This is a genomic window from Zobellella sp. An-6 (assembly GCF_052487945.1).
Window position 1 is genome coordinate 870,071 of record NZ_CP199259.1, and the last position, 26,173, is coordinate 896,243.

Consider the following 26,173-nt stretch of genomic DNA (forward strand, 5'->3'; position numbering starts at 1 on the left):
CGTGAAATCGGCCGGCCCCTGCTCCCGCTACCGGCGGAAGATAGCGGGGCTGTTCCTCGCTGCCGATGCTCTCCGTAAACGGAACTCGAGGAGCCGGTATGAAAGAATGGGGTATGGAGCGTCGTCGTTTTTTACTCGGGGTGGGGGCGTTGGGCTCGACGGCCCTGCTGCCTTTGCCGGCAGGGGCCAGCCTGTCGGCGCCGGTGCGCCGGTTGAGCCTGTACAACCTGCATTCGGGCGAGAAGGTCACGGCCAGTTTCTGGGAACAGGGTCGCTACCTCGACGAGGGGCTCGGCGCCTTCAGTCGCCTGATGCGAGACCTGCGCCGCGACGAGGCCTTTCCCATCGATCCCAAGCTGTTCGACCAGCTGTTCTTGTTGCAGCATCGGCTGGGCCGGCAAGGGGAAATTCAGGTCATCTCCGGCTACCGTTCACCGCAGACCAATGCCCTGCTGCGCAGGCAGGGCAAGGGCGTGGCCAAACAGAGTTACCATATGTTGGGGCAAGCCATCGATCTGCGCCTGCCCGGAGTGCCTCTGGCCGAGCTCGACCGGGCCGCCCGTCAGCTCGGGGTGGGGGGCGTAGGCTACTATCCCAAGTCCGATTTCGTTCACCTGGATACCGGACCGGTACGCAACTGGGGATAGTGCTCCACCCAGAGTGCGGTGGCGCCGCACACCGCCACCGGCATGATCAGCAGGTTGACCAGGGGAAGGCTGGAACACAGGGTGACGCTGGCGCCGAAGCCCCAGGTCAGCCGCCTTTTTTCTGCCAGCGCCCGACGCATCCGGTTGAAGTCGACCTTGTGGTTGTCGAACGGATAATCGCAGTACTGGATGGCCATCATCCAGGCGCTGAAAGCAAACCAGAGCAGGGGGGCCAGGGTCTGGCCAAAAGCCGGGACCAGAAACAGCAGCAGGCAACCGAGGGCCCTCGGCACATAATAAGCCAGCTTGCGCCATTCCCGTCCCAACATGCGGGGTGTGTCTCTGATCAGCCCGAGCCAGCCGTTGTCGTTGGGAATGGTGCCGGTCAATTTCTGCTCCACCCGCTCGGCCAGCAGGCCGTTGAAGGGGGCTGCCAGCATATTGGCCACGCTGGTGAAGATCAGCGAAAACACCACCACTATGGCCACCACCATCAGCGGCCAGAGCACATAGCTCAGCCAGTGCAGGTAGTCGGGCAGTTGCTGCTCGAACCAGACGAACAGTTGCTCGAGCTGCAGAAACAGGAAATAGAAGGCCCCGCCGAACAGCAGCAGGTTGACCATCAGGGGGACAAGCACGAAACCCCGCAGGTCGCGTTCCCACATCAGTGCCCATCCCCTGAGCAGGTACTGGGGGCCGCTGGCCAGGTGGTTAGAGGCGGACATGACAACTCCCGGATTCAGAAAGCCCTCTATTCTAAAGAGCCCCATCCCGGGTGCCAAGCACCTGCGCGAAGCAGACTGTCGTGCCGCGGCGGGCATTTTTTGGACATCGCGCAGTACGGGGCGGCTATTTCCGCATTCCATGACGGATAACGCATGAGAAACGGGTATTTTATCCGGTGTTGGCGGAGATGGCTCTTGTCAAAGGCGCATGGTAAACATACCCTTGTCGGTGTCTTTGGGAATGTCCCGGCTCGAGTAACAGGATTGCGGCTTGCGTCGGCACCATGGCTGATACATAAGCAAAAATTTTAGAGAAACGATAATGCAGGATTTGCGAATTATCTTGATCATCCTGGGCGCGGTCGCCATCGCCGCCTTGCTGATCCACGGCTTGTGGACCAGCCAGAAAGGACGCCAGGAACCGATGCGTGAAAAGCCAATCGGCAAGATGGCGAGTGAGCCGGTGGGCGGCGATAACTTTGACCGGGACGGTGTCGGCAAGGTGCGCGTGGTCGGCACCCGCCAGCCCGAGCCCGCCCCTAGCCAGGATGAAGACGAAGATGACTGGCAACTGTCACCGCGTTTCTCTGCCATCAACGACGATGATGAAGACGAGCCCAGCCTGGGGCTGTCTCCGTCATCTTCCTCGGCCAGCGCGACCCGGTCCAAGCCGGTGGCGGCACAACCGGCGCCCCGGTCTGGCGGCGTCAAGACCGAACAACAGCAGCGCGAGCGCCAGTATCAGGAAGGGGAAATAGACCCCCTGTTCGATGAACCCCTGCAGGAGCCAGCCGCACCCAAGCCTCAGGCGCGGATAGAGCCCGAGCCGGACCCGGTGCCTTCTGCCGAGCCGGAACCCCTGGACGAACCGGCCCCGGCGCTGCGGGAAGTGCCCAAAACCTGGCAGGATGTCTATGTGGTCAACCTGATGGCCCGGCCCAACCAGAAACTGGAAGGCCACGCTCTGATGCGTGCCCTGACCGATTCCGGCTTCTGCTTCGGCGACATGGACATCTTCCACCGTCACCAGACCCCGACCGGCCAGGGCGAGGTGCTGTTCAGCCTGATCAACATGGTCAAGCCGGGCACCTTCAACCCCAACGCCATGGCCGGCTTCAGCACGCCCGGGGTGTCGATCTTCATGCAGTTGCCCAAGCCCGGCATGGCCAAGAACCATTTCAACCTGATGGTGCAGACCGCCGAGAACCTGGCCGAGGATCTGGATGCCCTGCTGTTCGACGCCGAGCGCTCGCCCCTGAGCCCCGACTACCTGGCGCACTGCCGCGAGCAGTTGCGGGACTACGACAGCCAGGCCCGCTAACCCCGATTCTGTTATCAAAGTGCGGCCAGGAGCCGCACTTTTTGTTTGAGCGAAGATCCCATGAGCGACGTCAAAGCCCGACTCCTTGCCCTGCGCGAGCAACTCGACACCTATAACTACCAATACTATGTGGAAGACACCCCCACGGTACCCGATGCGGAATACGACCGGCTGATGCGGGAGCTGGTGGCGCTGGAGCAGGCCCATCCCGAGCTGATGGACCCGGACTCCCCCAGCCAGAAGGTGGGCGGGACACCGGTGTCCGCCTTTCCCGAGGTTGCGCATGCCTTGCCCATGCTGTCGCTCGACAACGTGTTCAGCGACGAGGAGCTGGCCGCCTTCGAAAAACGGGTGATGGAGCGGCTGGGAAGATCCGACCCCCTGGACTTCTGCTGCGAGCCCAAGCTCGATGGCCTGGCGGTCAGCCTGGTGTACGAAGGGGGAAGGCTGGTGCAGGCCGCCACCCGGGGCGATGGCAGCACCGGCGAAGGCATCACCGAGAACGTGCGCACCATTCGTGCCGTGCCGCTGAAGCTGAAAGGGGAGGGATGGCCGGCCCGGCTCGAGGTGCGCGGCGAGGTGTACATGCCCCGGGCCGGTTTCGAGAGGATGAACGACGTCGCCCGGGCCGAGGGCGGCAAGGTGTTCGCCAACCCGCGCAACGCCGCCGCCGGCAGCCTGCGTCAGCTCGACTCCCGCATCACCGCCAGGCGGCCACTGGCCTTCTACTGCTACGGGGTCGGTCTGGTGGAAGGTGAGTCCCTGGCCGAACGCCACTTCGACATCCTGCAGCAACTGAAGGGCTGGGGCCTGCCGGTGTGCCCCGAAATAAAAAGGGTGCAGGGCCGGGTCGGCTGCCAGGCCTATCACGACGACATACTGGCGCGGCGTGACCGGTTGCCTTATGAGATAGACGGCGTGGTCTACAAGGTGGACGAACTGGCCCTGCAACAGCAACTGGGCTTCGTGGCCCGGGCGCCGCGCTGGGCCACCGCCCACAAGTTTCCGGCCCAGGAAGAGCTGACCCGGCTGCTGAAGGTGGAGTTCCAGGTGGGACGCACCGGTGCCATCACCCCGGTGGCCAAGCTGGAGCCGGTGCAGGTGGCCGGGGTCACGGTGTCCAACGCCACCCTGCACAACGCCGACGAGATCGCCAGGCTGGGGGTCATGGTGGGCGATACCGTGATAGTGCGCCGGGCGGGGGACGTTATTCCCCAGGTGGTGGCGGTGGTGCCGGAACGACGTCCGGCCGACGCCACGGCCATCGTGTTTCCCGATCATTGTCCGGTCTGTGACGCCGAGATAGAGCGGATCGAGGGCGAGGCGGTGGCCCGCTGTACCGGCGGCCTGTTCTGCGCCGCCCAGCGCAAGGAAGCCATCCGCCACTTCGCCTCCCGCAAGGCCCTGGACATCGAGGGTCTGGGCACCAAGCTGGTGGAACAACTGGTGGATCAGGAGCAGGTGAAGACGCCGGCGGATCTGTTCCACCTGAGCCAGGGGACCCTGGCCGGGCTGGAGCGTATGGGCGAGAAGTCCGCCGCCAAGCTGCTGGCCGCCCTGGACAAGGCGCGCACCACCACGCTGCCGCGCTTTCTCTACGCCTTGGGGATCCGCGAGGTGGGGGAGGCCACGGCGCTCAACCTGGCCCGCCACTTTCTGACCCTGGAGGCGGTGATGCAGGCCGAGGTAGAGACCCTGCTGGCGGTGCCGGACGTGGGCGAAGTGGTGGCCAAGCACATCTACTACTTCTTCCGCCAACCCCATAACCAGGAAGTGGTGCGGGCGCTGGTGAGCCCGCGGGAGCAGGGCGGTTGCGGCCTGCACTGGCCGGCGATCGAGGCCTTGCCGGCGGCTGCCCAGCCGCTGGCGGGGCAGACTTTCGTGCTCACCGGCACCCTGAGCCGGTTGTCGCGCAACGATGCCAAGGCGGCGCTCCAGGCTCTGGGCGCCAAGGTGGCCGGCTCGGTCTCGGCCAAGACCAGCCAGGTGGTGGCGGGCGAGGCCGCCGGCTCCAAGCTGGTCAAGGCTCAGGAGCTGGGGGTTCCGGTGATGGACGAAGACGGGCTGCTGGCGCTACTGGCCGGGCATGGCAGACAGCTCTGATGGAGAGGGGGGCTGTGCAGCCCCTTTGGTTACTTCAGGGCGTGGTGACGGCGGTAAAGTCCTGGCCCATGCGGCGGAAGGCATTCAGCAGCAGGCCATTGTCCCGGATTTCCAGGTAGTGCAGCCGGCCGTCGGCGTTGATCACCAGGGTCATGTCCTGGCCGGCGTGCAGGTTGCTGAGCGGCTTGTAGGACGGTTCGGCCCGCACCAGGGCGATCAGATCCTGGCCCGGCAACTGCCACTGGCGGAACAGGGCCGCCAGGGTATCTCCCTGGCCCAGGGTATGGTCGATGCGCCGGCCGCCCTCGGGCACCGGTATTTCCCGGGTCAGGGAAGGCTCCAGTGCAAGATTGAGGGTGCCGGTAACGGGCCCTTGCGGGGTCGGCGGCGTCGGTTGCCAGGCCAGCAGCAGCAGCCATAGTGGCGCCAGCACCATCAGGCCGGTGCGGTGCGCCCTGGGCAGTTGGCGCAGTGCCGACAAGGCCCTGCCCACCCCTTGCCGGGCGGGCAGGGTCAACTGGTTCAATTTGGTGCCGAACGATTCCGGCGTATTACGTCTGGTGACTGGTCTTCGTCTGGTCATGTATAGGCCCTCGCGCGCACAAGTGTATCCGTGGGCCGGGTAGCCGACAAGCGGCGGATGAGGCCCTTTTGCTGCCTTGCCCGTTATTGTCGTCTCCACCCTTGCCTCGTCATGCGGGTCAGGTTCGACAAAGCGTTTAACCCGCCCCGGGCGGGTGCTAAAATGAGCGCCACTTCCATCATTTCAGGCTCATTTGGGCTTTTCACCAGCTAAGGCAGAAAAATGACAGTTAAAACGCGGTTTGCTCCCAGCCCCACCGGCTTCCTCCATGTCGGCGGCGCGCGCACGGCTTTGTATTCCTGGCTTTACGCCCGCCATCGTCAGGGCGAGTTCGTCCTGCGCATCGAAGATACCGATCTGGAGCGCTCCACCCAGGAGGCCATCGACGCCATTCTCGAAGGCATGAACTGGCTGGGCCTGGGCTGGGACGAGGGTCCCTACTACCAGACCCGGCGTTTTGACCGTTACAACGAGCTGATCGACCGGCTGCTGGCCGAGGGCAAGGCCTACCAGTGCTACTGCTCCAAGGAGCGGCTGGAAGCCCTGCGCGAGCAGCAGATGGCCAACGGCGAAAAACCCCGCTACGACGGCACCTGCCGCCACGGTGCCCATGACCACCCCGCCGGTGCTCCCCATGTCATCCGCTTCAAGAACCCGGCCGAAGGCACCGTGGTATTCGAGGATCATGTGCGCGGCCATATCGAGATCGCCAACCGGGAGATGGACGACCTTATCATCCGCCGCAGCGACGGCGCCCCCACCTACAACTTCTGCGTGGTGGTGGACGACTGGGACATGGCCATCACCCATGTGGTGCGCGGTGAGGACCACATCAACAACACCCCGCGTCAGATCAACATCTACCACGCCCTGGGCGCGCCCGTGCCCGAGTTTGCCCATGTATCCATGATCCTCGGCGACGACGGCGCCAAGCTGTCCAAGCGCCACGGTGCCGTCAGCGTGATGCAGTACCGGGACGACGGCTACCTGCCCCAGGCACTGCTCAACTACCTGGTGCGCCTGGGCTGGTCCAACGGCGACCAAGAGATCTTCTCTCTGGAAGAAATGATCTCCCTGTTCTCCCTCGACGCCATCAGCAAGTCGGCCTCTGCCTTCAATACCGACAAGCTGCTGTGGCTGAACCAGCACTACATCAAGACCCTGCCGGCCGAGGAAGTGGCGGGCCATCTGGAATGGCATATGCGCGATCAGGGCATCGACTTCGGTCAGGGGCCCGCCCTGGCCGAGGTGGTGAGCCTGTACGCCGAACGTTGCCAGACCCTGAAGGAGCTGGCGGCCCAGAGCCGCTACCTGTTCGAGGACTTCACCACCTTCGAGGAAGGGGCGGCCAAGAAGCACCTGCGTCCGGTGGCGGCCGAGCCCCTGGCCCTGGCCCGCACCAGGCTGGCGGAGCTGGCCGACTGGCGGGCCGGCACCATCCACGAGGCGATCAACGCCACCGCCGCCGCGCTCGAACTGGGCATGGGCAAGGTGGGCATGCCGCTGCGGGTGGCGGTCACCGGTGTGGGCCAGTCGCCGGCCATCGACGGCGTTATGGCGCTGCTCGGCAAGGACAAGGTGCTGGCGCGCATCGACATGGCCCTGGCCTTTATCGCCGAACGGGCCCAGGGCTAATCACCGCTTTAAGCGATAAGCCTTAACGATAAGCCTTAAGCGATAAGCTTGAAGCTGGAAGCCAGAAGAAAAACAAACGGCGCCTTGATACGGCGCCGTCTTTCATTACGCTTCCGGCTTCCGGCCATCATCGCTTAAAAAATGACTGGTTGAATGGCTTTTTTTATTTTGTTGTTGACACTAAAGTGCCCCCTGCCTATTATGCGCCTCGCTCGCAGGGACAAGGTCCCCGAGAGACTTAAGCGGGGCTATAGCTCAGCTGGGAGAGCGCTTGCATGGCATGCAAGAGGTCGGCGGTTCGATCCCGCCTAGCTCCACCAAGATTTCTTGGTAGCCGCTTAAGTCATTTCTGCCAAATGGGGCTATAGCTCAGCTGGGAGAGCGCTTGCATGGCATGCAAGAGGTCGGCGGTTCGATCCCGCCTAGCTCCACCAGGCGGCAGAAAAACACCAGTAAACAGCATTGTTTTGGGGCTATAGCTCAGCTGGGAGAGCGCTTGCATGGCATGCAAGAGGTCGGCGGTTCGATCCCGCCTAGCTCCACCAAAACAATCTGACCCGAATTCGGGGCTATAGCTCAGCTGGGAGAGCGCTTGCATGGCATGCAAGAGGTCGGCGGTTCGATCCCGCCTAGCTCCACCAAACAAAAAGCCGCTGCAGAAATGCAGCGGCTTTTTTTCATCTCATCAAGCTATTGATGATTGCAGAAGCTTGCCCAGATAGGGGCGTGATCCGAAGGCTTGTCCAGCCCCCGCAGTTCGTAGTCGATGCCGGTGTCGGTCAATTGTGCCGCCAGCGGTCGGGTGGCCAGGATCAGATCGATACGCAGACCGCGATTGTCATCGAAGCCCTTGCTGCGGTAGTCGAACCAGGAGTAACTCTGGCTCTCTAGCGGGTGTTGCAGCCGCCAGGTGTCCACCAGGCCCCAGCCCAGCAGCCGATCCATCCACTCCCGCTCTTCCGGCAGGAAGGAGCATTTGCCTTCGCGCAGCCAGCGTTTGCGGTTGTTCTCACCGATGCCGATGTCGAGATCCGTATGGGAGATATTCATGTCCCCGATAATCACCAGGGCTTCGTCCGGCTGGTGGTGCTCATTCAGATAGTTCTGCAGATCCCGATAGAAACGGGTCTTGGCGGGAAACTTGCTTTCGTGGCTGCGGTTTTCCCCCTGAGGGAAGTAGCCGTTGAGCACGGTGAGCAGGCTGCCGTCCGGACGGGCGAAGCGGCCCATGATCATCCGTCGCTGCGCGTCTTCCTCGTCGGTGGGAAAACCCTTGCGGATCTCGAGCGGCGCTTCCCTGCTCAGCAGGGCCACGCCGTAGTGGCCCTTCTGGCCGTGAAAATGAACCCGATAGCCCATGGCTTCCACCTCCGCGAGCGGAAAGGCGTCGTCGTGCACCTTGGTTTCCTGCAGGCCGATAATGTCCGGCTGGTGCTTGTCGATCAGCGCCTGCAACTGGTGCAGGCGTGCTCTGAGGCCGTTGATATTAAAGGAAATGACTTTCATAAAGGTGCCTGTTTCACAAATTTGGCACCATGCTAGCAGAAAGCGGCCTAGTCGGCAGCCGGGCCGTCCGGGTAGATCATCCGTTTGCTCATGCCGCCGTCGATAATGTACTCCTGCCCGGTGATAAAACCTGCCTGGGAAGAAAGCAGGAAACGGGCGAGGGCGGCCACGTCTTCAGCCTCGCCGACCCGCCCGACCGGATGCTGGCGATGATCCTCCGGACCGGGGGCCATGGCCTGTCGCTCAGGGTGCAGCTCACTGACATCGATCCAGCCCGGGCTGATGGCGTTGACCCTGAGCTCCGGGCCCAGGCTGATGGCCAGGGCGTGGGTCAGGGCGATGAGCCCGCCTTTGGCCGCGGCATAGGCCTCGCTGTCGGGCTCCGACTGGTGGGCCCGGGTCGAGCCGATGTTGATGATGGCCGAGCCCGGGCGTAGCAGGCCCGACAGGTGCTTGCAGATAAGCATGGGGCCGGTGAGGTTGACCGCAAGCACTCGCTGCCAGTGAGCCAGGGACAGCTGGCGGATCGATTCGTGATAGGGCAGGCTGATGGCCGCGTTGTTGATGATGCCGGTGAGATGGCCGAACTGGCGTTCGACCAGCCGGCTCAGCGTCTGTATGGCCTGCTCGTCGGCCACATCGAGATGGACCAGTTGTAAACCGGGCAACTGGGCCTCATCCAGTTCGGTCAGGGCGAATTTGTCGATATCCAGCCCCAGTACCTGGTAATCGTGTCGCAGAAAATAACGGGTCATGCCGAGCCCTAGGCCGTGGGCCGCCCCGGTGATGAGTATTTTTCCCTGGCTCATGCTGTCTCCTCGGCCAAAAGTTATACCGGCATTGCGGGTCTAGTACTAAGCGTAGTGGGATTTTTAGGCGATGCTCAGGGGCCGGGGCAGGGCCTGCCACACTTTGTCACATCTTTCCCGCCGGTTGACATAGTCTGGCCGGCCTAACCGGGTACACTGGGACAAGCGTGAGATTAGGGATGGAACAATGTCGAATAATAACAAGTACATGGGGCTGTTATATGGCTGTCTGTTGGGGCTTTCCAACCTGGCCTGGGCCCAGAGCGGCCCCGTGGTCGCTACCGTGCGGGTGACCGAACAGCCGGTGCAGGCCGAGGTTGAACTCATCGGTACCTTGAAAGCCAACCAGGAGGTGGCGATTGCGCCCCAGGTCAGCGCCCGGGTCACCCGGGTACACTTCGTGCCGGGTCAGCGGGTCGAGCAGGGTCAGTTGCTGCTCAGCCTGGACGACAGGGCCGCCCAGGCGGCGGTGAAGGAGGCGGAAGCCGCGCTGATGGACGCGCGTCGTATTCTCAGCAACTTCCAGACCCTGTTCAGCCGCAAGGCGGTGACCCAGACCGAGCTCGAGGGCCAACAGGCGGCAGTGGCCATGGCCGAGGCCAAACTGCAGGCGGCTCGGGTGCAGGCCGACTACCTGAGCCTGAGGGCGCCCTTTGCCGGGGTGGTCGGCCTTTCCGACGTGGCCCCCGGCATGTTGCTGGCGGCCAACACCCCGGTGGCGGAGCTGCTCGATCTCAGTAGCCTCAAGCTGGATCTGGCGGTGCCGGAGCGCTATTTCCGGCAACTGAAGGTGGGCGATCAACTCAATGCCATCACCGATGCCTATGGCGAACAAGTGTTTATCGGCGAACTGGCGGTGATCGCCCCCAGCGTCAACGCGGACACCCTCAATGCCGGGGTTCGGCTGTTGTTCGACAACAGCGCCGGCCTGCTGGTGCCGGGCATGCTGATGCGGGTACGTCTGCTGCTCCACAACAGCGTGCAGGCGGTGATCCCGGCCCAGAGCCTGCTCTATACGGGCAATCAGCGCTATGTGTTCGTGGTGGATGACGAGGGCAAGGCCAGCCGGCGCAGCGTAGAAATAGGGCGCAACCTGGGCGATACGGTCACCATTACCCACGGCCTGGCACCCGGTGAGCGGGTGATCAGCGAAGGCACCGTCAAGGTGCGCGACGGCATGGTGGTGGAGGTCAAGCGTGAAGCTCTCTGATGTTGCCATCGCCCGGCCGGTGATGGCCATAGTGCTCAGCCTGATGCTGTGCGTATTCGGCCTGATTTCCTTTCTGCAGCTGCCCCTGCGGGAGATGCCGGACACCACCTCGCCGGTGGTAACGGTACGCACCGACTATAGCGGCGCCAGCGCCAGCGTGCTGGAAACCCAGGTCACCAAGCGGCTGGAAGACGAGCTCTCGGGCATCAGCGGGGTCAAGTTCATCAGCTCCAGCACCACCGACGGCCGTTCCAGCATTACCATCGAGTTCGAGCCCGGCCGGGATCTGGATAATGCCGCCAGTGACGTGCGCGAGGCGGTGGCCCGTGCCTCACGACGTCTGCCTTCCGAGGCCGATACGCCCATCGTCACCAAGGACACCGGGCGCAATGACGTCATCCTCTGGGTCACCCTGAGATCCACCGGCATGTCGTCCCTGGATCTGGGTGACTATGCCCAGAACGTGCTGGCGGATCGCTTCAGCCTGCTCGACGGGGTCAGCTCGGTGTGGGTGGGCGGCCGCAAGGAGCGGGTGATGAACGTGCGCCTGGATCCCGCCGCCATGGCGGCCCGGGGCGTGACGGTGGCCGATATCGCCGCGGCCTTGCGCACCCAGAACGTGGAGTTGCCCGCCGGTACCCTGGAGAATGCCCAGCAGAACTTCTCCGCCCGTATCCAGCGAGGCTATGACCAGGCGGTGAATTTCGAGACCCTGACCATTCGCCGGCTCGGCTCCGGCGAGCGGGTCTATCTGCGCGATGTGGCCCAGGTGTGGGAGGGGGAGAAACCCGAAGACACCCTGTTCCGCTCCAACGGCCAGAACGTGGTGGGCCTGGGGATCGTCAAGCAGACCCAGGCCAACACCCTCGACGTGGTCGCCGTGGTCAAGGAGGCGGTGCTGGCCCAGCAGCCCTTCCTGCCGGCTGGCACCGAACTGACCTGGACCTACGACAGTTCGGTGTTCATCGAAAGCGCCATCGGTGAGGTCTACCGGACCCTGATGATCACCATGGCCCTGGTGGTGTTGGTGATCTATATCTTCCTGGGCCAGGTACGGGCCACCCTGATCCCGGCGGTGACGGTGCCGGTGTCGCTGGTCAGCGCCTTCATCGTGGCCTCGGCCCTGGGCTTTACCGTCAACCTGATCACCCTGATGGCGCTCATCATGGCCATCGGCCTGGTGGTGGACGACGCCATCGTGGTGCTGGAAAACATCTACCACCACCTGGAGCGGGGGCGCTCGCCGCTGGCGGCCGCCTACCACGGCACCCGGGAGGTGGGTTTCGCGGTCGTCGCCACCACCCTGACCCTGGTCTCGGTGTTCCTGCCCATCGTGTTCATGGGCGGCATCATCGGCCGCATTTTCACCGAATTCGCGGTGCTGCTGGCGACGGCGGTGGCGTTTTCCTCCCTGGTGGCCCTGACTCTGAGCCCGGTGATGGGCAGCAAGATCCTCAAGCCGCACCGCCAGTCCGGCTGGCTGGCCCGCCATTTCGACGCCGGTTTCGCCTGGCTGGAGGGGCGCTACCGACGCCTGCTCGGCAACGAGCTGGGCCATGTGTGGTGGGCACCGGTGATGATGGTGGCGGCCCTGGGGCTGATCGCCCTGTTGTTCCGGGAAATCCCCCAGAGCCTGACGCCGCGGGAAGACAGGGGCGTGGTGTTCGTCATGGTGCGCGGCGCCGAAGGGGCCAGTTTCGAGCGCATGAGCCGGGCCATGGGGGAGGTGGAGGAACGCCTGACCCCGCTGCTGGAAGAAGGCACAGTCACCAGCCTGACCGTGCGCACCCCCGGCTTCGGCGGCGGGGTCAACAGTGGCATGGTGATCGCCGGCCTGGAAAGCTGGGAAAAACGGGACCTGCCGGCGGAAGCGCTGGTGACCAGGATCCGCGGCCTGACCCGGGACGTGGCCGATGTACTGGTGATCCCCATACTGCCGTCGTCCATCCGCAGCGGCTCTACCTCGCCGGTGGAGTTCGTGCTGGGTGGTGCCGACTACGACGAGTTGTACCAGTGGGCCGAGCAGCTCAGGGAGCTGGCACGGCAGAACCCGGGCCTGAGCGATCTTGATCTGGACTATGCCGAGACCAAGCCCGAACTGCTGGTGGAAGTGGATCAGCAACGGGCCGCCAAGCTCGGCATTTCGGTCACCGACGTGGCCGACAGCCTGAACGTCATGCTGAGCGGCCAGGCCATCACCACCTATTCCCGCCAGGGGGAGGAATACGACGTCTATCTCAAGGGGCGGGATGAGGCGTTCCGCCAACTGAGCGATCTGACCGGTATCTACCTGCGCAGCGGCGGTGAAGAGCTGGTCTCCCTCGACAACCTGGTCAGCCTCAACGAGCAGGGCGCCTCTCCCTCGCTCAACCATTACAACCGCAAGAAGGCCATCACCCTCAGCGCCAACCTGGTCGGCAATTACAGCCTGGGCGAGGCGCTGGACTACCTGGACGAGCTGGTGCGCGAGCAACTGCCCGACAACGCCACCGTGGATTACAAGGGAGAGTCGCTCGAATACAGGTCCAACCAGGGTGACGTGGCCTTCGTGTTCGGATTGGCGCTGGTGGTGGTGTTCCTGATCCTGGCCGCCCAGTTCGAGAGCTTTGTCCATCCCTTTATCGTGCTGCTGACGGTGCCGCTGGGGCTGCTGGGCGGTCTGCTCGGCCTCTATCTGGCGGGCATGACCCTCAATGCCTACAGCCAGATCGCTCTGGTGATGCTGATAGGGTTGGTGACCAAGAACGGCATACTGATCGTTGAGTTTGCCAACCAGTTGCGGGATCGGGGGCTTGAGTTCCACGAAGCGCTGGAGGAGGCGGCGGTGCGCCGGCTGAGGCCCATACTGATGACCGCCTTCACCACTGTGGCCGGCTCCATCCCTCTGATCCTGGCCAGCGGGGCCGGCGCCGAAAGCCGGCAGGCGGTGGGGGTAGTGGTGTTCGCCGGCGTGGCTCTGGCCACCCTGCTCACCCTCTTCATCGTGCCGGCCATGTACCGGATGCTGGCGCGCCATACCACCTCGCCGGAGCACCAGCAGCGGCTGTTGACCCAGGCGCTGAAGGAAAAGTCCCAGTAGGCCTGATGCGATAGGCGGCGCCTGGCGAACCATGCCCAGGCCTCTTTCGAGGCCTGGGCATGGTAACAAAGTCGTCTGTTTCACTGGGACAAGTCGACTAAAGGGCACCTCCACCGACACGCTGCAAGCACATCCCTGTGACGGTCGATGTAGCCGTTCCCTCTACTCTTTTTTGGCATGAGTGTTGCCTGTTTAAGTAAGCTCGAGGCTTTGCCTGCAGTCCGAGGCCTCCCGGGGTCGTCGTTTTCCGGGGCCGGCAGGCAAGGGGCCAGCCCTTGTGTCCGACCGAGTTCATTATCCTGCCCGTCCGGGGTTAGGTACTAGAGTAAAAAATCTATTTCATTTTTATCCGGGTTGATCTATCTTGATATAAAGAGTTAGTTGTAAATCCTGCATGCTAACCAGTGGGTGATATTTGTTACTAAAATTGTGAGCCAGATCCGGATAACTGCGGTTCAGTTTTTTGAAAACGGGCCTACAATACTTTCAAATGTTACTTTTTTGTTGCCGTCAGCTGCCGTGGACGGAGAGATCCTGGCCCAGACTGGGGTGGATCCTGGCCGCGGTTCCGGCAATGAGAACAGAACCGGCCGCCCGCCCGGGAGCCGGAAAGGACGCAGTATCGAGGGGCTTGCCCCGGTTAAGGATGAACATGTCCCTGCTAGAAGTGAAACACCTGCGGATCGAGTATCCGTCCCGCCACGGCGTCATGGCCGCCGTCGAAGATCTTTCCTTCAACATCGAAAAGGGTGAAATACTCGGGGTGGTCGGTGAGTCCGGCGCCGGCAAGTCGACCATCGGCAACGCCGTCATCGACCTGCTGAGTCCGCCCGGGCGCATCGCCAGCGGCGAGGTCTACCTGGACGGGGAAAAAATATCCGGCCTGGATCCCGCGGCCATCCGCGCCGTGCGCGGCCGGCGCATCGGTTTTATCTTCCAGGATCCCATGACCTCGCTCAATCCGCTGTTCACGGTGGAATACCAGATGGTGGAGACCCTGCTGGCCAATACCGGCATGAGCCGGGAGCAGGCCCGCAAGAAGGCGGTGTCGTTGCTCGAGGCGGTGGGTATTCCCCAGCCCGAGCTGCGCATCAAACAGTATCCGCACCAGTTTTCCGGCGGCATGCGCCAGCGGGTGGTGATCGCCATCGCCCTGTCGTGCGATCCGGAACTGATCATCGCCGACGAGCCCACCACCGCCCTGGACGTGTCCATCCAGGATCAAATCCTCACCCTCATCCGCACCCTGTGCAAGGAGCGCAACGTGGGCTGCATGCTGGTCACCCACGACATGGGCGTGGTGTCGAACGTGACCGATCGGGTGGCGGTGATGTACCGCGGCCGGCTGGTGGAAATCGGCCCTACCGCCAAGGTGCTGGGCACGCCCGAGCACGCCTACACCCGCAGTTTGATCTCCGCCGTGCCCCGCTCCGACGTCAAGCTGGTGCGCTTCCCGCTGGTGTCCTATATCGAGGATGCCAAGGAAATGAGCCACCTGGATCTCAAGCATCACTGGCTGGGCCAGAGCCAGGATCAGCGGCAATATCAGGGCGCCCTGCTCAGGGTGGAGCACTGCAACCTGCGCTTCGTGACCAAGGATTCCTTCTTCCCCTCGCGCCGGGAATACCTGCAGGCCACCAACGACGTCAGCTTCGAGATCGTCGAAGGCGAAACCTTCGGCCTGGTGGGGGAGTCCGGCTCCGGCAAGTCCACCATCGCCCGGGCCATCACCGGGCTTTACCCGCCCGACAGCGGCCAGATCTGGTTCGAAGGTATAGAGCTCACCGCCATCAAGACCGAGCAGGAACGCCGCCCCCTGCGCCGGCAGATGCAGATGGTGTTCCAGAATCCCTACTCTTCCCTCAATCCGCGCATGCGGGTGGAGGACATCATCGCCGAGCCGATCCGCTTCCACCGACTGGCCGGGAGCGAGGCGCAGACGCGCGGCATCGTCGCCGACCTGCTCGACTACGTGGGCCTGGGCCGGGCGGCGGGGGTCAAGTTTCCCCACGAATTTTCCGGCGGCCAGCGCCAGCGCATCTCCATCGCCCGGGCCCTGGCCACCCGGCCGCGGCTGCTGATCTGCGACGAGCCCACCTCGGCGCTGGATGTTTCGGTGCAGGCACAAATCCTCAACCTGCTCAAGGATCTGCAGGACGAGCTCAGGCTGACCATGCTGTTCATCAGCCACGATCTGCCGGTGATCCGGCAGATGTGCGACCGCATCGGGGTGATGAAAAAAGGCACCCTGGTGGAGGTGGCACCGACCGAACAGCTGTTTACCCAGGCGGCGGATCCCTACAGCCGCTCGCTGATTTCCCTGATGCCCGAGTTCAAGGGCATGTCCCGGGAAGGTCTGGATATTGCAGACGTGGCCGCTGGCCAAAACTAATCCCATCGACGGAGTGTGAAATGAAAAAAGGACTCAACAAAGTAACAGCGGCGCTGCTTGCCGCCGGTTTCGCCTTCAGCCTGCAGGCGGCGGACATCACCATCGCCTACGACTCGGATCCCACCTCCATGGATCCCCACGAGCAGTTGTCGGGCCAGACCCTGGAGATGTCGCACCTGCTGTTCGACCCCCTGGTGCGCTGGACCAAGGAGTTCGACTTCGAGCCCCGGCTGGCGGAGAAGTGGGAGCGGATCGACGAGGAAACCATGCGTTTCCATCTGCGCCAGGGCGTCAAGTTTCACAGCGGCAATGACTTCACCGCCGACGACGTGATCTGGACCTTCAACCGGCTGAAGGAATCCCCCGACTTCAAGGCCATCTTCGAGCCCTTTGTCGAGGCGGTGAAGGTGGATGATCACACCGTGGATCTGGTGACCACCGGCCCCTTTCCGCTGGTGCTGAACACCGTGACCTACCTGTTCCCGATGGACTCCAAGTTCTACAGCGGCACCACCGAGGACGGCAAGGACAAGGCGGAAGTGGCCAAGCACGGCAGCTCCTTCGCCTCCACCAACACCTCGGGCACCGGCCCCTTCAAGCTCAAGTTCCGCCAGCAGGGGGTGAAGGTGGAATACGAGCGTAATGCCGACTACTGGGACAGCAACTCGCCGGGCAACGTGGACAACATCACCCTGGTGCCGATCAAGGAGGACGCCACCCGGGTGGCCGCCCTGCTGGCCGGCGACGTGGACTTCATCAAGCCGGTGTCCCCCAACGACCACGACAGGGTCAAGGCGGCCAGCGGCGTCAAGCTGGTGACCGAGTCCGGTACCCGCATCATCACCTTCCAGCTCAACCAGGACCGCTTCGAGCCGTTCCGGGATGTGCGGGTACGTCAGGCGGTGAACTACGCCATCAACCAGGAGGGCATCGTCCAGCGTATCATGCGCGGCTTCGCCACCACCGCCGGCCAGCAACCGCCCGCGGGCTACGTGGGCCACAACCCCGAGCTCAAGCCGCTGTTCGATCTGGACAAGGCCAAGCAGTTGATGGAGGAAGCCGGCTACAAGGACGGCTTCAAGATCAGCATGATCGCCCCCAACAACCGCTACGTGAACGACTTCCGCATCGCCGAGGCGGTGAAGGCGATGCTGGCGCGCATCAATATCGAGGTGGATCTGAAGACCATGCCGGTGGCCCAGTACTGGCCGGAGTTCGACAAGTGTGCCGCCGACATGCTGATGATCGGCTGGCACTCGGACACCGAGGACACCGCCAACTTCTCCGAGTTCCTGACCATGACCCGCAACAGCGAGACCGGTCGCGGCCAGTACAACTGCGGCCATTATGCCAACGCGGAACTCGACGGCCTGATCGAGGCGGCCAACCTGGAGACCGATACCAGCAAGCGGGAAGCCATGTTGCAGCGGGCCGAAAAGATCCTCTACGACGACGCCGCCTTCGTGCCCCTGCACTGGCAGGACCTGGCCTGGGGGGCGCGCAACAACGTGGAAGCCGAGCCCATCGTCAACGCCATGGACTTCCCTTACCTGGGCGACCTGGTGGTGAAAGAGTAATGCGGCAGGAAGCGGGGATGGGATCCTGGTAGCAATGCGCTCGCTCAGGACGGCTCCGAGGTATTTAAGGCGTCACCCCCGCGCAGGCGGGGGTCCATGTGTTGCTGCCGGTTCCTCGGTATTCACGGGAAAGTGCAACGGGCGCTGGATACCCGCCTTCGCGGGCATGACACCGTAAATTGTGACCTCCTTCCCAGGCTCCGCGTGGGCAGGCAGGGGAAATGACGAGAACGAATATTCCTCGTCCGGCTCCGGCACAGCCCGGAGCCTTTCGCGCGACCCTGGTCGCGATGAGTCAATTACAAGGAAACTTTCAGGTCATGTTGACGTTTTTACTGAAACGGGTGTTCCAGGCCCTGATCGTGATGTTTGTCATCAGTCTGGTGGCCTTTTCCATTCAGGACAACCTGGGCGACCCCCTGCGCGAGCTGGTGGGGCAATCGGTGTCGGAAGAGGTGCGCCAGCAGATGCGGACCGAGATGGGACTGAACGATCCCTTTATGGTCAAGTACAGCCGCTTCGTCGGCAATGTCCTGCAGGGGGACTTCGGGACCTCCTATTTCTTCAAGCAGCCGACCATCGAGGTCATCTTCGAGAAGCTGCCGGCGACCCTTGAGCTGGTGTTCTGTGCCAGCATCATCATCATTGCCCTGAGCATACCGCTGGGGGTGTATTCGGCGATCAAGCCCCGCTCCATCCTGTCCAAGGCGATCATGGGGGTGAGCATCATCGGCATTTCGGTACCGGTGTTCCTCACCGCCATCCTGCTGATGTACGTGTTTTCCATCGAACTCGGCTGGTTGCCCGCCTATGGCCGGGGCGAGCTGAGCAGCCCGCTGGGGTGGGACTCGGGGCTGTTCAACTGGCAGGGCTTTCGCAACCTGATACTGCCGAGCATCGCCCTGTCGTCGATCATGCTGCCGCTGTTCATCCGTCTGGTGCGTTCCGAGATGCTGGAGCAGCTCAGCGCCGAATACGTCAAGTTCGCCTGGGCCAAGGGCCTGGACAAGTACCGCATCTGGTTCATCCACGCCCTGAAGAACACCCTGCTGCCGCTGATCACCGTGGGCGGGGTGCAGATCGGCACCATGGTGGCCTACACCATCCTCACCGAGACGGTGTTCCAGTGGCCGGGCATCGGCCTGTTGTTCCTCGAGTCCATCAACCGGGTGGACACGCCGCTGATCACCACCTACGTGATCTTCGTCGGCTTCATCTTCGTGGTGACCAACACCATCGTCGATTTGATCTACGGTCTGGTCAACCCGACCGTCAACCTGGCCGCCAAGGGGTGAGCACCATGAGTACAGACGTCAGCCTGAGCCGCTGGGCCCGCTTCAAACAATCGGATTTTTTGTATCACTTCCTGCGCGACAAGGTGGCCATGGTCAGCTTCGCGGTATTCGTGGCGCTGGCGGCGGCGGCCTTTTTGTCGCCGCTGATCGCCCCCCACAACCCCTATGACCTGGCCACCATCGACATCCTCGACTCCGAGCTGCCGCCGAACTGGCTGCCGGGCGGCGACGAGCGCTTCATGCTCGGCACCGACGTGCAGGGCCGCGACATCTTCAGCACCATCCTCTACGGCTCCCGGGTATCGCTGATGATCGGCCTGGGCGCGGTGGCGCTGCAGCTGGCCATCGGCATCGTGGTGGGGCTGTCCGCCGGCTACTTCGGCGGGCGCGTCGACAACCTGCTGATGCGCATCGCCGACGTGCAGCTGTCCTTCTCCACCATGATGGTGGCCATCATCGTCTCGGCGGTGTTCCAGGCCACCCTGGGCGCCGATTTCTACGCCCAGTACGCGGTGCTGATGCTGGTGGTGATCATCGGCCTGGCCGAATGGCCCCAGTACGCCCGCACCATCCGCGCCACCGTGCTGGCGGAGAAGAAGAAGGAATACGTGGAGGCGGCCCGGGTGATGGGCTTCAAGTCCGTGCGCATCATGTTCCGCCATATCCTGCCCAACTGCCTGTCGCCGATCCTGGTCATTTCCACGGTGCAGGTGGCCAACGCCATCATGAGCGAGGCGGCGCTGTCCTTCCTCGGCCTCGGCATGCCGGTGGACAAGCCCTCGCTGGGGTCGCTGATCAGCATGGGCTTCAGCTACATCTTCTCCGGCTCCTGGTGGATCACCGCCTTCCCCGGCATCTACCTGGTGGTGCTGGTGCTGGTGATCAACCTGCTCGGCGACTGGCTCAGGGACGTGTTCAACCCCAAGGTGTACAAGGGCTGAGCTGTAGCTTCCGGCCAAAACACCCTGGGTGTTTTGGCCGGCCTGTTCATCCGGGGGCAAGGCCGGCGGTACTGCTGTCGATGGCGGTGGTGCCACAGGCGGATGCCATGAGTCGAGATCGGCAGGAACCCGGAGCCAGCAGTGGCAGGGTGCCGGAAGACCAGCCGAAAGGCCTGTTCTTGTGTGAAAAATGTTCGCGCCGGCCTTCTGGCCATTTGCTCACACCCGGGTTCTACTGCATAATGTGCGCCTCAAAATCTGAGGTGCGGTGTGTCGGTACTCTTCACATGCTCCGTCTATTTCTTCAATCAACCATATAAAGTTGCATCATGTCTGACTTATCCATATACAGAAACATCGGTATCTTTGCTCACGTTGACGCGGGCAAAACCACGACCACCGAACGTATCCTCAAGCTGACCGGCAAGATCCATAAACTGGGTGAAGTACATGACGGTGAATCCACCACCGACTTCATGGAGCAGGAAGCCGAGCGCGGCATCACCATCCAGTCCGCGGCCGTCAGCTGCTTCTGGAAAGGCCACCGTTTCAACGTTATCGACACCCCCGGACACGTTGACTTCACCGTTGAAGTGTACCGCTCCCTGAAGGTACTGGACGGCGGTATCGGCGTATTCTGTGGTTCCGGCGGCGTCGAGCCCCAGTCCGAAACCAACTGGCGCTATGCCAACGAATCCGGCGTTGCCCGTATCATCTTCGTCAACAAGCTGGATCGTATCGGTGCCGACTTCCTGCGCGTGGTGCAGCAAACCCGCGACGTACTGGCCGCCAATCCGGTAGTGATGGTGCTGCCCATCGGCATCGAAGACGAGTTCAAGGGTGTGGTCGACCTGCTGACCCGCAAGGCCTACGTCTGGGACGACAGCGGTGACCCCGAGAAATACACTATCGAAGATGTGCCGGCCGACATGGTCGAGCTGGTGGAAGAATACCGTGAAAAACTGATCGAAAGCGCCGTCGAGCAGGACGACGACCTGATGGAAGCCTACATGGAAGGTGAAGAGCCCTCCATCGAGGACATCAAGCGTTGCATCCGCAAGGGTACCCGCACCATGGCCCTGTTCCCGGCCTTCTGTGGTTCCGCGTTCAAGAACAAGGGCATGCAGCTGGTGCTGGACGCCGTGAACGACTACCTGCCGAGCCCGACCGAAGTCGACCCGCAGCCGCTGACCGATGAAGAAGGCAAGGAAACCGGCGAGTTCGCCATCGTCGATGCCGACGCCCCGCTGAAGGCCCTGGCATTCAAGATCATGGACGACCGTTTCGGCGCCCTGACCTTCGTGCGTATCTACTCCGGCCGCATCAAGAAGGGTGACACCATCCTCAACAGCGCCACCGGCAAGACCGAGCGGGTTGGCCGCATGGTGGAAATGCAGGCTAACCAGCGTACCGACCTGGAATCCGCCCAGGCCGGTGACATCATCGCCATCATCGGCATGAAGAACGTGCAGACCGGCCACACCCTGTGTGATGTCAAGCATCCCTGCACCCTGGAAGCCATGGTGTTCCCCGAGCCGGTGATCTCCATCGCCGTTGCGCCGAAGGACAAGAACGGCTCCGAGAAGATGGGTATCGCCATCGGCAAGATGATCGCCGAAGATCCCTCCTTCCGCGTGGAGACCGACGAGGATTCCGGTGAAACCATCCTGAAAGGCATGGGCGAACTGCACCTGGACATCAAGGTCGACATCCTCAAGCGGACCTACGGCGTCGAGCTGATCGTGGGTGAGCCGCAGGTGGCCTACCGTGAAACCATCACCGCCGAAGTGGAAGACAGCTACACCCACAAGAAGCAGTCCGGTGGTTCCGGTCAGTACGGCAAGATCGACTACATCATCCGTCCGGGCGAGCCGAACACCGGTTTCGTGTTCAAGTCCTCCGTGGTCGGCGGTAACGTACCCAAGGAATTCTGGCCCGCGGTCGAGAAAGGTTTCGGCAGCATGATGAGCACCGGTACCATCGCCGGCTTCCCGGTGCTGGACGTTGAGTTCGAGCTGACCGACGGTGCCTACCACGCCGTTGACTCCTCGGCCATCGCCTTCGAAATCGCCGCCAAGGGCGCCTTCCGTCAGTCCATCGCCAAAGCCAAGCCGCAACTGCTGGAGCCGGTGATGAAGGTGGACGTGTTCAGCCCGGAAGACAACGTGGGTGACGTGATCGGCGACCTGAACCGTCGTCGCGGCATGATCAAGGATCAAAACGCCGGCGTGACCGGTGTGCGCATCAAGGCTGAAGTACCCCTGTCCGAAATGTTCGGCTACATCGGCTCCCTGCGTACCATGACTTCAGGTCGTGGCCAGTTCTCCATGGAGTTCTCGCACTACACCGCTTGCCCGGCCAACGTATCCGAAAAAGTGGTCGCTCAGGTGAAAGAGCGCAAGGCCGCAGAAGCCAAGAAGTAATGCCGGCGTAAGCCTAGGCATTCAACAAAAACCGCTGCCCCGGCAGCGGTTTTTTTATGGTCGGCAGGCGCCGCAACGGGCGTTGTCGGCAAAGGTGAAACCCCCACGGCACGAATAACGCCCGTCATGGCCGGCCAGGCAAAACACGGCTAGGCACAGGACGACAGCGGAACGATCAGGGGCGGTCCGGATGACGAGGCCAGGAATTCCGCTTCAATGCCGTAGACGGAGCGCAGTCTCTGTGGCGTGATCGCGGTGTCAAAGGCGCCCTGCCCGGCGATCTTGCCGGCATCGAGCAAGAGGACGGCATCACTGTGGCGGGCGGCCAGGTTGAGATCGTGGATGGCGATCAGCACCAGGGCGCCGGTCCTCGCGACATAGGCCCGGAGCTGGCGCAGTACATGCATCTGGTGCCTGATGTCGAGCGCGCTGGTGGCTTCATCGAGCAACAGCAGCTCGGGTTCCCGCAGAAGCCGCTGGGCCAGGAGGACCAGCTGCTGCTGACCACCGGACAGGGTCTGCATCCGGTGTCCGGCCAGGTCGGCGATCCCGAAAGCATGCAGGATCCCGGCCGCCGCATTAAGCGAGTCGGCACCAATCTGCCAGCCAAGCCGGTGGTGGAGCCCCAACAGCACGACTTCAAGGACACTCAATTCCGCACGAACCTGATATTGCTGCGGCATAAAACCGATGTCGCGGAGGTCGACGCCCTTGCCTTTCCAGGTGATGGTGCCGCCGTGGGGCACCAGCCCGGCGATGGCATTCAGCAAGGTGGACTTGCCGGCGCCATTCGGTCCGACCAGGCCGAGGATCTGGCCGGCGGCGATGGTGGTGGTGATACCGGAGAGGATCCTGGTTTTCCCCCGCAGTACGGTGACATTGTCGAGACGAAGCTGTTCTTTCATATGGCACCTGACCGGGCACGTTTGGCGATCACGGCGAACAGCATGGGGACGCCGGCGATAGCGGTGATGATGCCGACCGGAATGACGGCGGCGGGCGAGATGAGCTTGCCGAAGACGGAGGCGCCGACCAGAATGACGGCACCGACGATGGCCGCGAGTGGCAAGGCGAACCGGTGATCTTCGCCCACCAGCGCACGGGCGACATGTGGCGCTATCAGCCCCACGAAGCCGATGGTGCCCACGAAGGAAACCGCCGCGGCGGTCAGCAAGGCGACGATGATGAAGCTGTGCTTGCGGATGGTTTCAACCTGCAATCCCAGGCTTCGGGCATTGGCGTCCCCGAGCCTCAGGGTGGTCAGGGCCCAGGTGCTGCGCATGATGAAGGGCAGGCAGAAGGCGAAGATCAGTCCCGATACCGCGACACTGGTCCAGGTTGCCTTGAGCAGGCTGCCGAACAACCAGAACACGATCTGTTGCAGGACTTCCGGCGAGGCCAGAAACTGCAACAACGACTGTGCCGACTGGAAGAAGAACAGGACAGCGATACCGCCGAGTACCAGGATCTCGGGGGTGGCCCCACCCAGGCGCACGATCAGGTACACCAGGCCGCAGGAGAGCAGCGTCATGGCAAAGGCGGCCACCGGCACCAGCAGATAGGTCGGTACCGGGAGCAGCGTGCCGAACATGATGGCGAGGGCTGCGCCAAAACCGGCGGCAGCCGAGAAGCCGAGCGTGAACGGGCTGGCAAGCGGGTTGGACAGGATCGTCTGCATCTGCAGGCCCGCGAGCCCGAGACAGGCGCCGACCAGGACGCCCATCAGGGTCTGGGGCATGCGCAGTTGCCAAAGAATGGTGGCCACGGTGCGATCAGCACCGTCTGGTCCTGCCCATAGTCCCTGCCATATTTCCGCAAGTGCCAGGCCCGATGGACCCGTGGCCAAATCCAGCAGGATAAAGAGCAACAGGCAGGCCGAGGCGGCCAGCAGGGAGAGGTGGCGCCGTATCGAGGTATGGCGATAGGTGACACATATGGTGTCGATATGGGTGAGAGTCAGCGTCATTGGCTGCTCCCTTCGGGCTCGTAGGGCAGCACGAACACGCCATCGGCCTGGATCGGCAACCAGGTTTCGTAATAGCGGCGCAGGTTTTCCGCCGGATCGACATCCCTGAAGGCATCGGGATAGAGTTGTTTGGCAATGTACTGGGCGTAGATGTAATCGGAGAGGGTACGCGAGCCGCCGTGATAGATGGCGTGGACGCCCCCCTTGCCGACGGCGGGAAGGTCATGCCAGCCGGGCCGGGCCAGGTAAGCGCCGATACGTTCGCGGGCGACGGCCGGATCGGCCAGGAAGCCGACGCCGACGGCCTGGGGTTTGTTCAGCCATTCGGAGCCGGCGAGGAAGATAAGATCGGGCTTCTCCGTCAGCACATATTCGGGCCTGAGCGGCCCCCAGTTGCCGATCTGCCCCTTGGCGATGTTGGTACCGCCCAGTCTTTCGATGAGCTCTCCCCACATGCTGTCGCCATAGGAATTGCCGATCTCCGAGGGGCCCTGCTGGGCCAGTTCGACATAGACTTTTTTGTGGGTGGGCCCGGCATTGTCGATGCGGTCCTCGATGTCGGTCATCGCTGCCCGGTAATGCGCCGCCAGCCGTTGGGCGCGATCTTCGGTCCCCATCACCTTGCCCAGCACCTCCGTCGACAGCACATGCTTTTCAACGGTTTGGGCATTGTAATCGAGGGTGACAACGGGGATACCTGCCGCCTCGATTTGCCTGACGCCGTCGCCGAGTGCCTCGTAGGACCAGGCGGCGAGGATGACGAGATCGGGCCTGGCGGCGATGACCTTTTCGACCGAGAAGGTACCGTCTTCGGCGTTGCCGACATCCGGGATCGCCGAGAGTGTCGGCAGGACTTTTTCGTAGGCGGCAAACTGGCGCGGACGCCAGTCCTTCCAGGGCGAGAGCGACAGGGCCACCACCTTGTCGAGCGCGCCGGGACCAACGACCGCCAGATAGTCCTCGTAGTAAAAACCGAGCACGACGCGTTCGGCCGGTTTGGGCAGTACCACTTCGCGTCCCATGACATCGGTGACCCTGATGTCGGCCAGGACCGGGCCCGTCAGCGACAGAAGGGCCGCGGTGACAAAAAATAGTTTCTTTATGCTTACCATGTCGATCTCCGGATATTGTGCATCGGCGATATTGCCGGTATGTGAGCAGGGAGCCCGCCGGTGGCGGTCGCCCCGCGACAGGTGTGTGCGTGCCACAGCGCGGCGGCGCCGGCGACCTGTCTGATGTCGGCTCATGGCATGATCACTGGCGTGGCTGCCCCGGGACGAGTCGGGCCGAGATGTCCGGCGGGCAGGGGGCCCAAACGCAGCGGCTGTCGACGCCTGGGGCGGCGCAGACAGGGTGCGGAGTGATCAGGCCATCGGTGCCGGAGGGGCGCGGGGAGAACCCGGATGGCGGTTTCGGGGCGGGATCAGGTAGCCGGAGGACCAGGTTGGATGTGCCTTGGGCAAGACCCGGGCGGGAAGATGCCATGAGGTAGGCGAGGGGAGTGCCAGCAGTTGTGCGAAGAGGCAGCCTCCGGGGAGGCAGCAAGGGGGTTGCGGATCCTGGTCGTGGTGTTTGCCGGCGGAGGCCTGGCCGGCACCGGCGCAGGAAGGATGCGCCATGGCACCGTGCTGCCCGGCGACGATCGGCATATTCCCGTAGAGGAAGGCACCGGCAACGGCTTGCAGGGCGAGCATGCCGGCCGCGACAAGGGCTACTCTCCATCCACAGTGCCGTCTCACCAAGATCACTCTCCCTTGTATCGCCCGGCAGAACATGCGCCGGCCACGAGCGGTAACCCAGACTACCTAAAAGAGGCATTTGATTTATTGTTTTATATCAATCGGAGGCTCGGCCCAGCGTCCGACGGTTTCCCCTGCGAACGGCCGGGGTTATCTTTATCTTTTGGGGTGCATCGCCAGCGCCCCGGCTTTATCATCGTCGGCCTGTCCTGTTTCTAAAAG

19 protein-coding genes and 4 tRNA genes are annotated in these 26,173 nt (G+C 62.9%); 16 read left to right on the plus strand and 7 right to left on the minus strand.

All coding sequences use genetic code 11. The features are described from left to right. The first annotated feature begins 98 nt into the window (after window positions 1–98). Entirely contained in the window at window positions 99–647 is a 549-nt protein-coding gene (locus ACT7DK_RS03930) for a DUF882 domain-containing protein (RefSeq protein WP_445396529.1), read from the plus strand. On the opposite strand, the gene cysZ is transcribed toward ACT7DK_RS03930, so the two are convergent. Then, window positions 611–1,372: a sulfate transporter CysZ gene (cysZ, locus tag ACT7DK_RS03935; protein ID WP_445396531.1), complete on the minus strand. Its 762-nt coding sequence runs from the start codon at window positions 1,370–1,372 to the stop codon at window positions 611–613. The two genes, ACT7DK_RS03930 and cysZ, sit on opposite strands and share 37 nt — an antisense overlap. 322 nt (window positions 1,373–1,694) lie before the next feature. Between cysZ and zipA the strand changes: the two genes are divergently transcribed. Further along, window positions 1,695–2,693, plus strand: a complete 999-nt coding sequence (gene zipA / locus ACT7DK_RS03940; protein WP_445396533.1) for a cell division protein ZipA — start codon at window positions 1,695–1,697, stop codon at window positions 2,691–2,693. A gap of 60 nt (window positions 2,694–2,753) precedes the next feature. Continuing rightward, window positions 2,754–4,796 (plus strand): NAD-dependent DNA ligase LigA, encoded by a 2,043-nt coding sequence (gene ligA, locus ACT7DK_RS03945; RefSeq protein WP_445396535.1) that lies wholly within the window; start codon window positions 2,754–2,756, stop codon window positions 4,794–4,796. Between the two features lie 34 nt (window positions 4,797–4,830). On the opposite strand, the gene ACT7DK_RS03950 is transcribed toward ligA, so the two are convergent. Further along, entirely contained in the window at window positions 4,831–5,379 is a 549-nt protein-coding gene (locus ACT7DK_RS03950) for a LysM-like peptidoglycan-binding domain-containing protein (RefSeq protein WP_445396537.1), read from the minus strand. A 222-nt stretch (window positions 5,380–5,601) separates the two neighbouring features. On the opposite strand from ACT7DK_RS03950, the gene gltX reads away from it, so the two are divergent. From gltX to ACT7DK_RS03975, 5 genes are all read left to right on the plus strand, one after another. Next, complete coding sequence (gene gltX, locus ACT7DK_RS03955) at window positions 5,602–7,014, plus strand: glutamate--tRNA ligase (RefSeq protein ID WP_445396539.1); 1,413 nt, start codon at window positions 5,602–5,604, stop codon at window positions 7,012–7,014. Between the two features lie 244 nt (window positions 7,015–7,258). Continuing rightward, a tRNA-Ala gene (locus ACT7DK_RS03960) sits at window positions 7,259–7,334 on the plus strand. A 38-nt stretch (window positions 7,335–7,372) separates the two neighbouring features. Continuing rightward, window positions 7,373–7,448: transfer RNA gene (locus ACT7DK_RS03965), tRNA-Ala, on the plus strand. Window positions 7,449–7,483: 35 nt separating this feature from the next. Continuing rightward, window positions 7,484–7,559, plus strand: a tRNA-Ala gene (locus ACT7DK_RS03970). A 20-nt stretch (window positions 7,560–7,579) separates the two neighbouring features. After that, window positions 7,580–7,655 (plus strand) — tRNA-Ala (locus tag ACT7DK_RS03975). Window positions 7,656–7,704: 49 nt separating this feature from the next. Here ACT7DK_RS03975 and xthA read toward each other — a convergent pair. Both xthA and ACT7DK_RS03985 read right to left on the minus strand, forming a co-directional pair. After that, window positions 7,705–8,520 (minus strand): exodeoxyribonuclease III, encoded by an 816-nt coding sequence (gene xthA / locus ACT7DK_RS03980; RefSeq protein WP_445396541.1) that lies wholly within the window; start codon window positions 8,518–8,520, stop codon window positions 7,705–7,707. Between the two features lie 47 nt (window positions 8,521–8,567). Then, entirely contained in the window at window positions 8,568–9,329 is a 762-nt protein-coding gene (locus ACT7DK_RS03985; RefSeq protein ID WP_445396543.1) for an SDR family oxidoreductase, read from the minus strand. 187 nt (window positions 9,330–9,516) lie between these two features. Here ACT7DK_RS03985 and ACT7DK_RS03990 point away from each other — a divergent pair, with 187 nt between their 5' ends. The 7 genes from ACT7DK_RS03990 to fusA all read left to right on the plus strand — a co-directional run bounded on the left by ACT7DK_RS03990 (window position 9,517) and on the right by fusA (window position 22,246). Continuing rightward, complete coding sequence (locus ACT7DK_RS03990) at window positions 9,517–10,539, plus strand: efflux RND transporter periplasmic adaptor subunit (RefSeq protein WP_445396545.1); 1,023 nt, start codon at window positions 9,517–9,519, stop codon at window positions 10,537–10,539. Continuing rightward, window positions 10,526–13,618: an efflux RND transporter permease subunit gene (locus ACT7DK_RS03995; protein ID WP_445396547.1), complete on the plus strand. Its 3,093-nt coding sequence runs from the start codon at window positions 10,526–10,528 to the stop codon at window positions 13,616–13,618. The genes ACT7DK_RS03990 and ACT7DK_RS03995 overlap by 14 nt, the downstream gene beginning before the upstream one ends. Before the next feature lie 652 nt (window positions 13,619–14,270). After that, complete coding sequence (locus ACT7DK_RS04000; RefSeq protein WP_445396549.1) at window positions 14,271–16,010, plus strand: ABC transporter ATP-binding protein; 1,740 nt, start codon at window positions 14,271–14,273, stop codon at window positions 16,008–16,010. Window positions 16,011–16,030: 20 nt separating this feature from the next. After that, window positions 16,031–17,587: an ABC transporter substrate-binding protein gene (locus tag ACT7DK_RS04005; RefSeq protein ID WP_445396551.1), complete on the plus strand. Its 1,557-nt coding sequence runs from the start codon at window positions 16,031–16,033 to the stop codon at window positions 17,585–17,587. A gap of 320 nt (window positions 17,588–17,907) precedes the next feature. Next, window positions 17,908–18,882, plus strand: a complete 975-nt coding sequence (locus ACT7DK_RS04010) for an ABC transporter permease (protein ID WP_445396553.1) — start codon at window positions 17,908–17,910, stop codon at window positions 18,880–18,882. 5 nt (window positions 18,883–18,887) lie between these two features. Then, entirely contained in the window at window positions 18,888–19,823 is a 936-nt protein-coding gene (locus tag ACT7DK_RS04015) for an ABC transporter permease (protein ID WP_445396555.1), read from the plus strand. A 329-nt stretch (window positions 19,824–20,152) separates the two neighbouring features. Then, window positions 20,153–22,246, plus strand: a complete 2,094-nt coding sequence (gene fusA, locus ACT7DK_RS04020) for an elongation factor G (RefSeq protein WP_445396557.1) — start codon at window positions 20,153–20,155, stop codon at window positions 22,244–22,246. A gap of 149 nt (window positions 22,247–22,395) precedes the next feature. Here the strand turns inward: fusA and ACT7DK_RS04025 are convergent, their stop codons facing one another. Genes ACT7DK_RS04025 through ACT7DK_RS04035 form a run of 3 tightly spaced genes read right to left on the minus strand, consistent with a single transcriptional unit; the run spans window position 22,396 to window position 25,459 of the window. Next, window positions 22,396–23,151, minus strand: a complete 756-nt coding sequence (locus ACT7DK_RS04025; protein WP_445396559.1) for an ABC transporter ATP-binding protein — start codon at window positions 23,149–23,151, stop codon at window positions 22,396–22,398. Continuing rightward, complete coding sequence (locus ACT7DK_RS04030; protein ID WP_445396561.1) at window positions 23,148–24,212, minus strand: FecCD family ABC transporter permease; 1,065 nt, start codon at window positions 24,210–24,212, stop codon at window positions 23,148–23,150. Before ACT7DK_RS04030 ends, ACT7DK_RS04025 begins: the two co-directional genes overlap by 4 nt. Further along, a complete protein-coding gene (locus ACT7DK_RS04035) occupies window positions 24,209–25,459 on the minus strand; it encodes an ABC transporter substrate-binding protein (RefSeq protein ID WP_445396563.1) in 1,251 nt (416 codons plus the stop codon). The genes ACT7DK_RS04030 and ACT7DK_RS04035 overlap by 4 nt, the downstream gene beginning before the upstream one ends. A 303-nt stretch (window positions 25,460–25,762) precedes the next feature. On the opposite strand from ACT7DK_RS04035, the gene ACT7DK_RS04040 reads away from it, so the two are divergent. After that, window positions 25,763–26,170, plus strand: coding sequence for a hypothetical protein (locus tag ACT7DK_RS04040; protein ID WP_445396565.1), 408 nt, complete (start codon window positions 25,763–25,765; stop codon window positions 26,168–26,170). Window positions 26,171–26,173: the final 3 nt, after the last annotated feature.

Coding starts and splice junctions, on each gene's coding strand:
- ACT7DK_RS03930 (WP_445396529.1), top strand. CDS start 99: ATGAAAGAATGGGGTATGGAGCGTCGTCGTTTTTTACTCGGGGTGGGG.
- cysZ (WP_445396531.1), bottom strand. CDS start 1,372: ATGTCCGCCTCTAACCACCTGGCCAGCGGCCCCCAGTACCTGCTCAGG.
- zipA (WP_445396533.1), top strand. CDS start 1,695: ATGCAGGATTTGCGAATTATCTTGATCATCCTGGGCGCGGTCGCCATC.
- ligA (WP_445396535.1), top strand. CDS start 2,754: ATGAGCGACGTCAAAGCCCGACTCCTTGCCCTGCGCGAGCAACTCGAC.
- ACT7DK_RS03950 (WP_445396537.1), bottom strand. CDS start 5,379: ATGACCAGACGAAGACCAGTCACCAGACGTAATACGCCGGAATCGTTC.
- gltX (WP_445396539.1), top strand. CDS start 5,602: ATGACAGTTAAAACGCGGTTTGCTCCCAGCCCCACCGGCTTCCTCCAT.
- xthA (WP_445396541.1), bottom strand. CDS start 8,520: ATGAAAGTCATTTCCTTTAATATCAACGGCCTCAGAGCACGCCTGCAC.
- ACT7DK_RS03985 (WP_445396543.1), bottom strand. CDS start 9,329: ATGAGCCAGGGAAAAATACTCATCACCGGGGCGGCCCACGGCCTAGGG.
- ACT7DK_RS03990 (WP_445396545.1), top strand. CDS start 9,517: ATGTCGAATAATAACAAGTACATGGGGCTGTTATATGGCTGTCTGTTG.
- ACT7DK_RS04000 (WP_445396549.1), top strand. CDS start 14,271: ATGTCCCTGCTAGAAGTGAAACACCTGCGGATCGAGTATCCGTCCCGC.
- ACT7DK_RS04005 (WP_445396551.1), top strand. CDS start 16,031: ATGAAAAAAGGACTCAACAAAGTAACAGCGGCGCTGCTTGCCGCCGGT.
- ACT7DK_RS04010 (WP_445396553.1), top strand. CDS start 17,908: ATGTTGACGTTTTTACTGAAACGGGTGTTCCAGGCCCTGATCGTGATG.
- ACT7DK_RS04015 (WP_445396555.1), top strand. CDS start 18,888: ATGAGTACAGACGTCAGCCTGAGCCGCTGGGCCCGCTTCAAACAATCG.
- fusA (WP_445396557.1), top strand. CDS start 20,153: ATGTCTGACTTATCCATATACAGAAACATCGGTATCTTTGCTCACGTT.
- ACT7DK_RS04025 (WP_445396559.1), bottom strand. CDS start 23,151: ATGAAAGAACAGCTTCGTCTCGACAATGTCACCGTACTGCGGGGGAAA.
- ACT7DK_RS04030 (WP_445396561.1), bottom strand. CDS start 24,212: ATGACGCTGACTCTCACCCATATCGACACCATATGTGTCACCTATCGC.
- ACT7DK_RS04035 (WP_445396563.1), bottom strand. CDS start 25,459: ATGAGCCGACATCAGACAGGTCGCCGGCGCCGCCGCGCTGTGGCACGC.